Below are 14,528 nucleotides of genomic sequence, written 5' to 3'. Positions count from 1 at the left end.
CGTGGTCACACCGGCCCCACCCCCGGCAATAGGTGGATCAGACAGACCACCCGAAATCACTGGAAGCGTTGTGAAAAAGTCGTTCACAGGGAGGGTTGGGTTTCACATGGAGTGATTTTGGATCGACAGAACAACGAAAAGGTCATCTGAAACTCAATCCCGACCGCCTTCAAACACAGTAAGTCACAATACTTCTAGCCAACACGCCTTTATAATTTGTAATGGCTGTGTGAAAAAGGAAGGTTCTTTTTTCTCCGGACATCCAGTATGATATATATTGTATCTTGGGAGGAGAGAAAAAGGGATGAACGCTCGAAAATTTAAATCCATGGGTCGGCTATTTTGGAAAGCGATGATGACCAAAAAATGGTGGATGCTGGTTCTCTCCACCACGCTACTCATCATCATGGGGGGATGCACCGCCGTGATGATGACCACCAACCTTTATGACCTGGAAAGTTTAAAAAACATGCAATTCGTCACCACCATCTACGACCATAAGGGAAAAAAAGCAACCACCCTGGGAGATGCACAAAGAGAGTACGTGGAATTGGACAAGATTAAGTCCCCGGAATTGGCTCAAACCTTTGTCTATGTCGAAGATGAACGCTTTTACAAACATCATGGGGCGGACCTGAAAGGTCTCGGCCGTGCGCTTGCGGTGGACTTACTCACCATGAGCCCCGCTGAGGGCGGTAGCACGATCACCATGCAGGTAGCCCGCAACCTGATCCTCAATGACAGAGACAAAACCTTCATGCGTAAGGTGAGCGAAATTGCCCTTGCCTACAACCTGGAGCGAAAATACACCAAAAAGGAAATCCTGGAAGGTTATCTGAATTATATTTATTTGGGAAACGGCGTATCCGGAATCCAGATGGCATCCAAAATCTACTTTGGCAAAGATCTGACCAAGGAAAAACTTGAACCCCATGAGATCGCTCTTCTGGCGGGATTGCCCAAGGCTCCCGAGGGATACAATCCCTATCAAAACCCAAAAGCCGCCAAACAGCGACGCAATGTGGTGCTGAAGAAGATGGCCGAATTTGAGTTGATCACCGAGGAAGAGAAAGAAAAGTATCAGAAGATGGACCTGGGGATCAATCAGAAACATCTCAATAAATACAAAAAGCCGGAACATTTTCAGGCCTACAGGGAACATTTGCTGAAAGAGGCGGAAGAGCGCTACGGACTCAATTCACAGGAGCTGGTGAACGGGCGGTATAAAATATACACCGGCCTGAACAAAAAGGCCCAACTCTCCCTGGAACGGGCACTCAAGAATGACTCCTACTACAAGGGGAGCGACAAGTTGGATGCCGGAGCCACCATGATCGATCCCAAAACCGGGGCCATTGCCGCAATCGGAGGCGGTCGCCATTACCTTCCCGGTTTCCCCAACCGGGCTTTGGCTCCGATTCAGCCGGGTTCATCGATCAAACCCCTGACCGTCTACGCACCAGCCATCCAAGATAAAGGGTACAACGATAACAGTCTGGTATCCGATGCTCCCTTTACCTATAATGGTTGGTCGCCGCGAAATATGGATCGGACCTACCATGGAAGCGTTCCCTTGAGAGTCGTCGCCGGAAAATCTCTCAATGTGTCGACGGCGCGCCTGCTCACTGAAGTGGTGGGGGTAAACAAGTCTTATGAATATGCTCAAAAGCTGGGCCTGAAACTGGAACCGGCGGACAAGTCACCGGCTCCCTTGGCACTGGGAGGTCTGACGAAGGGAGTCAGCACGCTGCAAATGGCCCAAGCCTACTCCACTTTTGTACATGACGGCATGTACACCGAAGCCCATACCATCATCAAGATCCTGGATGTGGACGGCAATCTGGTGGAACCCAAAAAGAAAGTGAAAAAAGATGTGAAGGTCTTCTCCAAGGATACATCCCGGACCATGACCCGGATTCTGAAGTACGCCGTGGACTACGGCACCGGACAGAATGCTCAACTTCCCGACGGCAGGGACGTGGCGGGCAAGACGGGAACCACCCAGGGCAGTAAGGTCGCTTGGTTTGTAGGGTACACTCCCGAATATGTGATGGCCACCACCGTCTTCAATGACAATGGCGGCCAAGTAGACTTGACCGGCGGTGAATATCCGGCCCGGATCTTTCGTAAAGTGATGAACGATGCTGTGCAAGGAACCAAGGTCAGCCGGTTCAAAGCCCCGTCCGGGGGCGGCTCCTCCCGGGGAAGCAATCAAGGCGACGGAGGTTGGAAAACCTTCTACGGTGACGAAGATGACGGCAAGCAAGAACCAAGACACCATTGGGACAACTCCAACCAGAACCGCGATCACAACCGGAACGGAGACAACCCACCGGATCAACACCGGGATCAGAATGGAGACACCCCTCCCGGCCATCGCCCCGGGGGACCTGATCACGGGAGAAATCCGGGTGACGGATCGGGTGACACCAGCAGGCCACCAGGTGGCGGCGACAACGGTAACCCCGGTGGCGGCGACAACGATGACACTCCCCCCGGCGGTGACCAGGGAAACCCCGGCGGTACTGAAAGCGGCGGATAAAACCCAACCCAATGATCAAGAACAGACCCAGTGGGTCTGTTCTTTTGATTGGATCGAACGTCGGGTGCTGTCGCAACGAGACCGGGAGCAAATGTGCCTACATAGCGACCCTGGCGAGACTTGTGCCCTATGGGTGCATAGCGAGACCCAGGAGCGAAAGCGACCCTGGCGAGACTTATGCCCTATGGGTGCATAGCGAGACCCGGGAGCAAAAGCGACCCTGGCGAGACTTGTGCCCTATGGGTGCATAGCGAGACCCGGGAGCGAAAGCGACCCTGGCGAGACTTGTGCCCTATGGGTGCATAGCGAGACCCGGGAGCGAAAGCGACCCTGGCGAGACTTGTGCCCTATGGGTGCATAGCGAGACCCGGGAGCGAAAGCGACCCTGGCGAGACTTGTGCCCTATGGGTGCAACCGTCATTTGGAACTCCATAGCCAAAATGAATGGCTTATTAACATGCCTGGATATGACAAAATGATGAGTCTTTCTGAACGGTCAGGGGCGATTGAACGAAAACAGGACAAAAGCCGAATGGATTTGTGTAAAATGAGGGAGAAGGAGGGGTTTCTCATGTATCAGGTGAACAACCGAATCCCGGTGGACTCCCAAGAACACCTGGAGTCACTGGTGGAACGGTTCCGTCAAGCCCCTGAAAGGATGAAACAGGTTCCCGGCTTCATTTCCTTTCGATTGCTGAAGGCGGAGGACGAAACCCACTTGGTGGCGGAGACGGTTTTCAACAGCAAGGAGGATTTTCTCCGCTGGACGGAGAGTGAACACTTCGCCCGGGCTCATGGGGGACGAAAGAGTTCCGACCAGTCACAGAACACCGGTGCGAAGGGATTTGAAATCCTCATCGGTTAAAACCATGGTTCCACAGATCGTCAGAAAAGGAGAGAATCAAAGATGGGTTACAAAATCGCCTTGTTTGTTCATGTATTGAGTATCGCCAGCTGGTTTGGCGGTCTGGCGGTGATGGCTGTCTGGCTGCGCAAATCGACCAAACTGCATGATGCAGGCATCTCCATGGACCAAAGTCTGAAAAACGTCCACAACCTGAACGTCCGCATGATGGTCCCTGTGGCGATTCTGTCTTTTATCGCCGGATTGTATATGTTGATCCAGTTTGGCGACAGCAAACCTTTGTACCTGGTGATTAAAGAACGGTTCGGCAGCTTGATCGTCCTCGCCTATGTGATTGGATTTCCAATTTATGGCGGACGCCTCTTCAAAAAGTTGCAGGGAGAGACGGATCCGGCTGCCAAAGTTGCCCGTGTCAAAGGGTATATCAACTTGCTCAACCTGACATTGCTCCTGCTCGCCTTCATCATTCTGGTCGTCACCTTCAAATTCCAGTGAAAAAACCAGGCCTCCGCCGCCATTTCCAAGGTCGGCGGATTTTTTTGGTGTCCGGCGAAACTTGTGGACGGCTCATCCGTAAATATATAAAGAGACAACCGTAATGGGGGGATGCTGTGAATGGACTGGACCCTTGTTTTTTGGGGATGTTTTCTGACCGGAATCCTGCTGACAGCCCTGTCCTGGATCATCGGAGACCTGTTGGAGGGATTGACGGCAGAGATCACCGGGGGCTCTTCGATGTTCCACCCCGTGGTTTGGGTGGGGGCTTTGACATCCTTCGGAGCGGCAGGCCTCATTTTGTCAAAAACCACCCCGCTGGAGGGGGCCTTCCTCAGCTTATCAGCCCTAGGACTGGCTGCGGCCGCCGCTGTCCTGCTTTATCTTCTGGTGATTCAACCGATAAAACATGCAGAGAGTTCTGTCGGATTCCGAATGTCGGACCTGATCGGGCAGCAAGGGGAAGTGATCACAGCCATTCCTGCTGAGGGATGTGGAGAGTTGCTGGTTTGGACAGGTGGCGGACACACCAACCAGATCGCCTCCAGTCTTCATCACCACCCGATCCCTCAGGGGACCCGCGTCACCATTCGCAAGGTGGAAAAGTCCGTTCTGTGGGTCACCCCGCTTGAACCGCATTCAGACAAAGGAGTGAACCAACTGTGACCACCCTGACCACCGTGGCCTTGGCCGCCATCGTCTTCATCGTGCTGGCCATTTGCTTTTGGGCTCGGTATAAAACCGTCGGTGCCGATGAAGCCATGATTGTAACCGGAAGTATGCTGGGCGGAAAAAATTCCACCACTGACGCCTCGGGAAAAAAGATGAAGATCATCCGGGGCGGCGGCGCCTTTATCCTTCCGATCTTTCAACGGGCAGAACGCCTCTCCCTTCTCTCCCACAAACTGACCGTTTCCACCCCGGAAGTCTACACTGAACAGGGTGTGCCGGTGATGGCCGACGGCGTCGCCATCATCAAAATCGGCGGCTCTCTGGAAGATGTGGCCACTGCCGCCGAACAATTTATGGGCAAGGATGTGGACACCCTCAAGGATGAGGCCGAAGAGGTACTGGAAGGCCATCTCCGGGCCATTCTGGGGACGATGACCGTGGAGGAGATCTACAAAAACCGTGATCGGTTCGCCCAGGAAGTGCACACCGTGGCAGCCAAAGATCTAAAGAAGATGGGATTGTCCATCGTCTCGTTCACCATCAAGGATGTCCGTGACAACAACGGCTACCTGGATGCCCTGGGCCGTCCCCGGATCGCCGCCGTTCGCCGGGATGCGGACATCGCCGAAGCCAATGCCCGCCGGGATACGGAAATCCAGACTTCCAAAGCCCGGGAAGAAGGGACCAAAGCCACTTTAATCTCCGAAACGAACATCGCTGAGGCGGAAAAAGAGAAAGAACTGAAGATCGCCCAGTTCAAGATTGAACAGGACATGAAAAAAGCGGAAGCCGACCAAGCTTATCAACTGCAGGAAAACCGCTATAAACAGCAGGTTGTCGATGAAGAGATGAAGATCGAACTGGTGCGGAAACAGAAAGCCATCGAGCTGGAGGAGAAAGAGATTCTCCGCCGGGAAAAACAATATGATGCCGAGGTCCGCAAAAAGGCGGACGCCGACCGTTACGCCAAGGAACAGTCCGCCGAAGCCGCCCGCTTTGAACGGGAAGCCCAAGCCCGGGCCGAAGCGGAAGCGATCCGCACCAAAGGGATCGCTGATGCGGAAGCACAAAAAGCCCAGGGGAAAGCCCGGGCGGAAGTTGAAAAATCCGAAGGGATGGCCCAAGCTGATGTGATCCGGGCCAAAGGGCTGGCCGAGGCGGAAGCCAAAGAAAAGTTGGCGGAAGCCTTTGAACGCTACGGCCAGGCGGCTATCCTCGATCTGATCGCCAAGATGCTGCCTGAATTGGCCGGTAAGGTGGCAGAACCGATGTCCCGCATCGACAAGATCACTGTTGTCGATTCCGGCAACGGCGGAGATGGGGCCGCTAAGGTGAGCAACTATATCACCCAACTGATGGCCCAAGCCCCGGAAATGGTGAAACAAGTCTCCGGCCTCGACCTGAACGAGATGATCCGAAACACCACCTCCGGAGAGGAGGAAGAAAAACCTCTCCAGTCCCTCCCGACCAAAGAAAAGAAAGCGACACAGGAGTGATCTCCCGAGGTCTTTCGAATATAAAAAGAGCGGGAACAAAAGCTGAATCCTCGGGAGATTACCAGTCTCCTGTTTTCAAAAAAAGAGCCAAAAACCTGCCCAGTCAGATTTTTGGCTCTTTGCAACTGAACCGATATGCAATGGAATCTGTTCTCAAAGCAGATCGATGGTCAGTTTATTTTCTTTTTATCTTTGCTATATACTACAATACCGTACCGTTGATCTTCCACCCAATCCTTCATCTCCTTTGACTCCAAAAATTGTTGAATCGTTTGTTCAATCTTCTTACCATGTTTTTTGGCCTCTGGATCCCCACTTTGCACCGAGGTTGTCAATGTGATTTGAAGTGCTTCATGTTGGAGGGAATAGGATATACCGGTCACCTTGTATTCCTTTTTGGCCATAAGTCCTTCCGCGATCTCGCCGACGATATGAGCCCATTTATCTTCTTTTTGTTTCGCTTCAAGTTTGACGCTTCGAATTTCTACCGAAAACTTCTTCAGCCCCTCCTTTTCCAAAACCTGATGAACTGTTTTTCTAACCTCATCCAGCCGTGCCTCTGTATCAGGAACCTCAATACTGATCGTCTTCGGTTTGAGTGTGATCCCCATCGAGACAAAGTTGAGTTTCCTGCTCTTTAACTCTTTTGTGATCTTCTTATACAATTGATCAAAATTCTTGACTTCCTCCCGGGTCTCGGGATCCGGGTCAGGCTCTACAGCTTTGTTCACCTCAATCCTGTAGGCATCATAGCCTTTTGACTCCAATACATCCTTCGCAATTTGTTTGACCTCTTCTTTCACATCGTCAATATATTGCTCTGACCCCTTCATATCGATGGTCAGTGTTTTTCTTGGACTGTACATCACACCAATCCCCTGGATTTTGTAACCTTTATTCTTTAATTCCTCATGAATCAAGGTTCCCACATCTCTGGATTGGAAAACTTGATTTAAATAGGGGATTTTGGAAGCAACTTCGGCCATTGCGGGGGAAACAAAGGCCGATCCGATCAACAAACTGACCAGCAGGACTGCTGCACTGTTGAAGAATGCAATCTTCTTTCCCCAGCTCCATTTTTTCTTATCCCCTTTTTTGATTGCACGTTTAATCGCAGCATCCAACTTGTCTTCAGGGACCTTGATTTGTTCAACCTCATTTTTCAGATTGGACAAAAGGCGGTTCATCTGATCCCTCCTCCTTTAACATCGATTTTAATTGTGCAATCGCACGGTGCAGATTTGTCTTTACCGTCCCTTCGGGACATTGCAACACTTCAGCGATTTGTCCGATCGTCAAATCCCTGTAATACCTGAGAATCACAACGGTTTTATATTTTTCTTCCAATTTGTTGACTGCTTCGAGCAAGTCCATCCTCTCTTCCCTTCGCTGATCTGTATACGGCTGGAAAGAAACCAGTTCATGCATCGGAAGCACCCGTTTCTTTTTTTTCAACAGGTTCAGTGCATTGTTGATTAAGATCCGGGTCAACCAAGTCGGAAAGTGGATCCCGTTCTTTAAGCCCTGAATGGATACATAGGCTTTGTATACAGTCTCTTGTACAAGATCCAGAGCATCATTTTCATTTCTCACATACAGATAGGCCATGCGGTAAAGTTTGTTTTTTTCTTCTTCAATCAGTTCTTGAAATGCCTGGGCATCTCCCTTTCTCGCTTTCTCGATCCGATCTCTCCACTTCTCCGTCCGACTATCGGTGGAAGTTTGGATTCTGGATTTTGCCGGGAGCGAATGAGCCGACTTCAATATCATTGTTCACCCTCCTTTCCTTCCCACCTGTTAGACAACGACCCCCCCCTAAACGTTTCAAAAAAAATTCGGCAAAAAATACCGGCAGAGAAGTATCCTTTTTTTCAAAAAGAGGATGTCATTCCCTTTTTTCCACTCCTCCTGCAGAAGCCTGTCATTCGGCTACAAAAAAAGCCCCGTCCCGGACGGGGCCGCTCTCAGACTTTGGTCCCATGATCCGGTTCAGGGGCTTTTATCCTCGTCAGTCTCCTGCTGTTTCCGCGTCTCTTCTTCATCACCGTATGGAGGAATCAAGCCCAACCGCTGGGCGTCTTCGATCCGATAACTGATCAACACATATTGATAGGTGCCCTTTTCATTCTCCTCCTCAAAAGGGTAGGGGAAATCAGGATCCGGCCACTGAGTGATCCCTTCTCGCGCTTGCCCCCAGGCCTCATGAATTCGCCTGAGGGACTCCATCCATTCTTTGGCGGTGATGTATTCGGTGTTGCTGTCGATCGTAAGGTGATAGGGGAACTTCTCGATCTCCTGACCCGCCTGCTCCCTCTCTTGCAAGATGCGGGGCATCTTTGCAAACATGCCCAGACCGGGATCCACCTTCTGCCGGATCGCCGCAATCGCCAGATGGGGGTTCTCCGCCAGCACTTTCGGATCGGTCCGATAGAAAACATCACTGAGGTTGACCGCTCTGTAAAATCGCTCCGTCAGGTTACCCACTTGACGGGTCTCGACCACTTCCAGCATCTGAAACTCCACCAGTTTGTTCACGTGATAATAGAGACGGGAAGGCTGCTCCCCCAAGGCTTCCGCCAGTTGTTTCACCGTCCGCGGCTCATCGGTGCACAGATGAAGGATCCGATGCCGACGGGGATCGGAGACCAACTTCATCAGCTCGATATTGTCAATCTTTCTCCATTTGGTCAAAACCGGGTGCCTCCTTGTCCCTGAAGCGCTTTCCCACAGGATAACACACCCGACCCAGCCTGTACGAGCAAGGGTTCAATCCCAAGTCCAAACCATTTTCGCCCGCCACAGAACACCCCACATAAAGAAAGTCATCATGATGCCTGCGACCAGGAGGATCCAAGGCATCGGAACTCCCATGGACAGAATGATGGAGACCAATCCGTGGGAAAGAGGGATGAGCCCCATGGAACCTGTGGCCAGCAGACTGGAGACTCTCCCTAATTTATCCGGTTCCACCCTTTCCTGAATCATCGATTGTCCCAGGATGTTGCCCGCCGACAGGAAGGCACCGAAAAAGACCAAGACAGGCAAGGCCTGCCACATGGTGCTCACTTGCCCGAAAAGCGCAAGCATCACCCCCACCAGACTGATGAGGAAAATATTGATCACCGCCCGCCGGCGCCGGAGATTGAGCCAGCCGATCCACACCGCTCCCAGCACCATGCCGCCGGCGAAGGCACTCTCCAGATAGCTGAGATCGAGCGCATTTCCCTTCAGATATTGATCCACCATCACCGGAAGGGAGATCTGTCCCGGCCCAACCAAAACCAAATTGGTGAACATGCTGATTCCGATAATGACAAACACAAACCGGGTTTGCCGGGCATAACGGATTCCCTCTTTCAACTCCTCCAACGGAGAAGTGGCTGGCCGGGATAAACTACTTCCCGCCTGTTCCATCTTGACAAACAGGATGACGATACTCGCCAGTAGCAGAAACACGGCGGCCAATCCGAAGGAGGCGGTGAAGGAGCCATAAGCGACGGCGAAGCCCGCCAGCGCCGGCCCCACCACCATGGAAACCTGCTGAGTCGTCTGTACCAGGGCATTGGCCCGGGTGAGTTGCTCTCTGGTTACCAGAAGGGGGATGAGGGATTGGGCCGCCGGCCAAAAGAAAGCATCCAAAACACCGAAACACAATGCAAAAACGATCAACACTCCATAGGAAAGACCTCCAACGGCCAACAATCCCACCATCCCCGCCACCAGCAGACACCGGGTAAAATCCGACCAAAAAAGAATCCGTGTCTTGGAAAAGCGATCCGCTGCCACTCCTCCAAGCACCATCAGAAAGAGCCGGGGGAGGGAGGTGACCATCAATACCCATCCCAATCCTTCCGGGTGTCCCAATCCCCGCACCACATACCAGGACTCTGTCAACAAATAGACAGATAAGGCGAGCCCGGACAGAGTGCCCGCCAACCACACCATCATAAACCGGCGATTGCGAAACAACGGCCCCCCGGTTTTTTCTGCTTCTAATTCCATATTTACCGCAAGATTATCCACTTGCATCCCCCCTCGGTCCATCCTAACCCGCCGACCCGAGACATCCCACCGGCTTCGGTTGGCCATCCCCCCGTCTACGGACGGGTTTTGTAAAACATATTTCATCGTCAAAATTTATTTTAGTGGTGAAATTGACTTTAGTAAAGGGGAAAAGGAACATCACGATTTTGTCTCCGTTTGACAGGAAATCCCAACCCATCGGAACAAGCAGGAAATTATCACTATAGGAAAACACCGGCCTTGTCCCGGACAATGGAAAAAGTTATTCTGCGACTCTTTCTCGGAGATCCGATAAAGCGGACTGCCTAACGGAACCCACAAAAAAACCGGACCTGTTTCCCAGGGCCGGATTTCGTTTATTTTTGCAGAACCGGTTATTTCAACAGTCGCAAACCGTTCAGGATCACCAGCAAGGTGCTGCCTTCATGGCCCACCACCCCCAAAGGCAACGGGATCCCCTGGATGAAGTTGGCGGTGATCAGGAGTGCGATCACCCCAAGAGCAAAGATCAAGTTCTGCCGGATGATCTTCCAGGTTCGCTTGCCAAGAGCGATCGCCTCCGCCACTTTGTTCAGATCATCATTCATCAGGACCACCCGGGCTGTCTCCAGGGCAACATCACTTCCCGCCGCTCCCATGGCAATTCCAACGGTGGCACCCGCCAGCGCTGGTGCATCATTCACCCCGTCCCCCACCATGACCGTGGGACCGTAGGTTTTCTCCAGTTCACGGATCGCTTTTACCTTCTCTTCCGGGAGCAGCTCTGCCCGGACCTGTTCGATTCCCGCTTGCCGGGCGATCGCCTCCGCTGTCCAGGAACGATCCCCTGTCAGCATCACCGGGGTCACCCCCAGCTTCTTCAACTGTTCCACAGCTTCCTTCGCTTCTGGACGGATCGTATCCTTTAAAGCGATCAGCCCCATAGGTCCCGATTCATCGGCGAGACAGACCACCGTCTTTCCCTCCGCTTCCAACCGCTTCAATGGATCAGTCCACATTCCCTCGGGTAAAAGCCACGCCGGCTTGCCCAGGCGTCGAACCTGTCCGTCCCATTCGGCCTTCACACCCCAGCCGGTTTTGGATTCAAACCGTTCCGGCTGCCGAAAGGCGATCCCCCGCTCTTCCGCTTCACTGACAATGGCTCTGGCGAGGGGGTGCTCCGACAGAGACTCCATAGTCGCCGCCTCCTGCAACAGCCGCCCCTCATCGATCCCTTCCAGCGGGATCAGATCCGTGACCGCAAGTTCCCCCCGGGTCAGAGTCCCCGTCTTATCAAAAGCGACCACCTGGATTTCGGAGAGCGTTTGAACATAAGCCCCACCTTTGAACAGGAGGCCCTTGCGAGCCCCCTGGGACATGGCAGAGAGGACCGCCGGCATAATCGAGGCGACCACGGCACAGGGGGAAGCCACCACCATAAACACCATTGCCCGGTAAACCGTGTCTCCCCAGCTCCATCCGAGGAGGACGGGAGGCAGAAGAAGCAACAGACCGGTCACCACGAGTACGACTTTGACATAGATCCCTTCCAACCGGTCGATCTTACCTTGGGAAGGGGGAGCCTGTTGCTCAGCTTCCCGAACCAGACGCAGTATTTTGGAAAAAGTGCTCTCCTCCTCCCTTCGATCCACCCGAATGAGCAGGGAGCCGGTTCCGTTCATCGTGCCGGCAAAAACCTCCATCCCCTTGTTTTTTTCCACAGGAACCGACTCCCCGGTGATGGTTGCCTGGTTCACTTCCGATGCTCCCCGGATTACCGTTCCGTCAGCGGGAATCTGTTCGCCGGGTTTCACCAGCACCGAATCCCCCACGCTCAATTCGTCGATGGATACCACCCGCTCTTCCCCGTTCACCAAAATCCGCGCCGTTTCCGGCTTCAGGGAGAGGAGAGCCGACAGATCTCTGCGACTCCTTTGCTGGGAATACTCCTCTAAAGCACCACTCAAGGCAAAAATAAAGATCAGAAGCGCCCCTTCGGCCCAATATCCGATCCCTGCTGCTCCGGCGGCAGCCAGGAGCATCAGGAGGTTGACATCCAATTTCCTTTCTTTTACAAGAGCAAGAACACCCTCTTTGGCTTTGGCAACCCCCCCGATCACATATGCAGCCAGATACAAAAGAACGGAGATGGCCCCGAGGCGGCTTTCGCCCAACCAAGCCAACACGATCAAGAGACCACTCACACCTGCTGCGAACGCCTCCCCGTGGGTATGAAGCACATCAGACCAGGTCTTGCTGCCGGATTTGAGTTGACTGTTCCCCTTCGCCATCCGAACCGGCGCTTTTACATTTGTATCAATCAATGGTCGCACCTGCCCTCTGCGATAAGTTGGATTGAGAATAAAATTCATTGTTACTCCTCTGGGAACGAAACATGCTGTTTGCCCTTTCGGCAAACAGCACGATCAAGCTTGAGAATGATTATCGATTTTGGCGTCCAGAAAGAGATTTGGTTTAGGTCAACGAATTTATAACGATTATAATATAATACTTATTATTTGTAAACCCTTGTCTCCAAAACGGTTTCCAGAGACGAAATCCAAATGAGGACAGTGCACTTCCTGCCGTGGTGTCGCAATCCATTCTTCAATTTTGTCAAAGGGTTGAACCCGCGTGCGTTTTGTTCGGGAAAGCTTTATACTGAGTTCAAACCGGTCTTCTGCTTCAAGGGAGGTTTGCGGGATGAAGCTGTTCATCCTCCTCGGCGCCATTAACATGTTTTTAAGCATCGCCTTGGGAGCCTTCGGCGCCCACGGCCTGGAAGGCAATGTGCCTGAGCGAATGCTGGCCAACTGGCAGACCGGGGCTCACTATCACATGGCCCACGCCTTGGGTCTCCTCTTTGTCGGTCTGTTGGTGGGCCGAATCGGTGTCTCCACTCCGGCTCTCATCGGCGGTTGGTTGTTGCTGGCCGGAATTGTGCTGTTTTCCGGAAGTTTGTATGTAATGGCCCTGACCCAAGTGAAAGCTTTGGGTGCCATCACCCCCATCGGTGGTGTCTCCTTCTTGATCGGCTGGGCGCTGATCGCCACCGCCGCCGTGAAACAGCTGTGAATTCAAAGACCACCCTCATCCCCGACGGGAGGGGTGGTCTTTAATTTGTAAGTAACCAATCTGTTATGCCACGTTCCAAGACCCCGTTCCGGGAGTTTTCCCCCGGCCTGGGCCAAGCGCACGAGATCTCATTTTCACCCATATCCTATTTCGGGGTTTTCCATCCTGGCGGATGGATCAGATAGGTGGTTCCGTTGGAATGTTTCAGCCACAATCTCTCCAGCTCTTCCCGCTTGTAGGTGAACCGGACCTGATCATCCGTGGGCCCCGCCGGGTCATTGACCAAAACGTCACCATGGTTGTCAAAACCCCGCACTACCAAAAGGTGGCCACCGGAGCTTTTGATCGGACTTCCGGTGAGTTCCCCCTCTTGATAAGCCAGACTGATGATGACGGGGACTCCTGACTCCACCCATCTTTCCATCTCAGCCATGCTTTCCATCCGGACCACCTTGCCCTCCAATCCCAAGGAGGCGGCATACGCCGTATTGTAGGGCCAGTTTCCTCCCCCGTCATAAACATAGTCCCAGACACCCTTCACCACGGTGGGCACCGATTGGTTCCACTCGTTTTTTCCTGTGACATTCGCCCAGTATGCCATCACCATGGATGTGGAGGTGGGAGAGCACCAGACTTCCCCGCCGTCTGGATAGATCATCTGGGAGCGCATCGGAACATCCAGTGAAGGAGTCACTCCGCTGAATGGAACCCTTCCGGGTTCATTCTCTCCCAGAGAGAAGGTGACCCCAAAGGAACGGAATGTCGGGCTGAGGAACCGATCCTCGGTAAACAGGGTGACCCGGGCTTGCACCTGGGAAGCCGGATGATTCATCACCAGTGTATCCGTCGCCACCCGACCATGTTCATCCCTCTGTCCGCTGACCGAGTGCCGTTGGAAGGGTTGGTCGTTGGAGTGCCAAACCCCCATGCTGTACCAACCCGTCCACCCTGCCTCCGTCCGGGCCCGCAACTCCACCTCCACCCACGTCCCCTCCGGGGTCACAGCTTGCCAGGAAGCAATCGCTTCATCAAAATCCACCGAGTCCACCGGAGCGGTCCAACGGCCGTAATAATAATCACCGCCGTTATACCGACCCGATCGATCCGTTCCCTTATGAAGCCTGCCCCGGTTCAACACCAGGTTGGACCCTTTTTTATGGGTTCCGTCAAAGCGCCCACCCTTAAAATCCTTCACTTCCCGGAAGGTCTTATTTCCCACTTTCTCCTGTGCCTCCACCGCCGGTGACACTATCCCTGTGATCAACAGCAAAGAAAGAGCTGTAAGCCACAACCAGCGCTTCATGCGGGCCCCTCCCTATCTAAATGGATTCACCAAAACATTTCTCCCTCACTCCTCCCTGTTCCTGCAAAATAATTTGAA

12 protein-coding genes are annotated in these 14,528 nt (G+C 52.9%); 6 read left to right on the top strand and 6 right to left on the bottom strand.

Going from position 1 to position 14,528, the window contains the following annotated elements; all coding sequences use genetic code 11:
- Positions 1-304: 304 nt before the first annotated feature.
- The 5 genes from IEV46_RS10935 (at position 305) to floT (ending at position 6,070) form a co-directional block, all read left to right on the top strand.
- On the top strand, positions 305-2,542 hold the full coding sequence (locus tag IEV46_RS10935) for a transglycosylase domain-containing protein (RefSeq protein ID WP_188432603.1): 2,238 nt from the start codon (positions 305-307) through the stop codon (positions 2,540-2,542).
- Positions 2,543-3,113: 571 nt separating this feature from the next.
- On the top strand, positions 3,114-3,407 hold the full coding sequence (locus IEV46_RS10930; RefSeq protein ID WP_188432602.1) for an antibiotic biosynthesis monooxygenase family protein: 294 nt from the start codon (positions 3,114-3,116) through the stop codon (positions 3,405-3,407).
- A 42-nt stretch (positions 3,408-3,449) separates the two neighbouring features.
- Entirely contained in the window at positions 3,450-3,902 is a 453-nt protein-coding gene (locus IEV46_RS10925; RefSeq protein WP_188432601.1) for a hypothetical protein, read from the top strand.
- A 120-nt stretch (positions 3,903-4,022) separates the two neighbouring features.
- Positions 4,023-4,568: an NfeD family protein gene (locus tag IEV46_RS10920; protein ID WP_188432600.1), complete on the top strand. Its 546-nt coding sequence runs from the start codon at positions 4,023-4,025 to the stop codon at positions 4,566-4,568.
- Positions 4,565-6,070: a flotillin lipid rafts scaffold protein FloT gene (gene floT / locus IEV46_RS10915; RefSeq protein WP_188432599.1), complete on the top strand. Its 1,506-nt coding sequence runs from the start codon at positions 4,565-4,567 to the stop codon at positions 6,068-6,070. Before IEV46_RS10920 ends, floT begins: the two co-directional genes overlap by 4 nt.
- A gap of 170 nt (positions 6,071-6,240) precedes the next feature.
- On the opposite strand, the gene IEV46_RS10910 is transcribed toward floT, so the two are convergent.
- From IEV46_RS10910 to IEV46_RS10890, 5 genes are all read right to left on the bottom strand, one after another.
- Positions 6,241-7,257, bottom strand: coding sequence for a DUF4030 domain-containing protein (locus tag IEV46_RS10910; protein WP_188432598.1), 1,017 nt, complete (start codon positions 7,255-7,257; stop codon positions 6,241-6,243).
- Complete coding sequence (locus IEV46_RS10905; RefSeq protein ID WP_188432597.1) at positions 7,226-7,840, bottom strand: sigma-70 family RNA polymerase sigma factor; 615 nt, start codon at positions 7,838-7,840, stop codon at positions 7,226-7,228. Before IEV46_RS10905 ends, IEV46_RS10910 begins: the two co-directional genes overlap by 32 nt.
- A 219-nt stretch (positions 7,841-8,059) precedes the next feature.
- On the bottom strand, positions 8,060-8,761 hold the full coding sequence (locus IEV46_RS10900; protein ID WP_188432596.1) for a winged helix-turn-helix domain-containing protein: 702 nt from the start codon (positions 8,759-8,761) through the stop codon (positions 8,060-8,062).
- 75 nt (positions 8,762-8,836) lie between these two features.
- Positions 8,837-10,093 carry an MFS transporter gene (locus tag IEV46_RS10895; protein WP_188432595.1) on the bottom strand — a complete coding sequence of 419 codons (1,257 nt, stop codon included), beginning with the start codon at positions 10,091-10,093 and terminating at the stop codon, positions 8,837-8,839.
- Between the two features lie 374 nt (positions 10,094-10,467).
- Complete coding sequence (locus tag IEV46_RS10890) at positions 10,468-12,363, bottom strand: heavy metal translocating P-type ATPase (protein WP_373284604.1); 1,896 nt, start codon at positions 12,361-12,363, stop codon at positions 10,468-10,470.
- A 412-nt stretch (positions 12,364-12,775) separates the two neighbouring features.
- Here IEV46_RS10890 and IEV46_RS10885 point away from each other — a divergent pair, with 412 nt between their 5' ends.
- Positions 12,776-13,147, top strand: coding sequence for a DUF423 domain-containing protein (locus IEV46_RS10885; protein ID WP_188432593.1), 372 nt, complete (start codon positions 12,776-12,778; stop codon positions 13,145-13,147).
- A gap of 145 nt (positions 13,148-13,292) precedes the next feature.
- Here the strand turns inward: IEV46_RS10885 and IEV46_RS10880 are convergent, their stop codons facing one another.
- A complete protein-coding gene (locus IEV46_RS10880; protein ID WP_188432592.1) occupies positions 13,293-14,450 on the bottom strand; it encodes a C39 family peptidase in 1,158 nt (385 codons plus the stop codon).
- Between the last annotated feature and the right edge of the window lie 78 nt (positions 14,451-14,528).

This window comes from Kroppenstedtia guangzhouensis (assembly GCF_014637345.1).
GTDB classification, from domain to species: domain Bacteria; phylum Bacillota; class Bacilli; order Thermoactinomycetales; family DSM-45169; genus Kroppenstedtia; species Kroppenstedtia guangzhouensis.
Note: the sequence above shows the minus strand (reverse complement) of the source record. Positions and strands in the feature narration are given on the sequence as shown.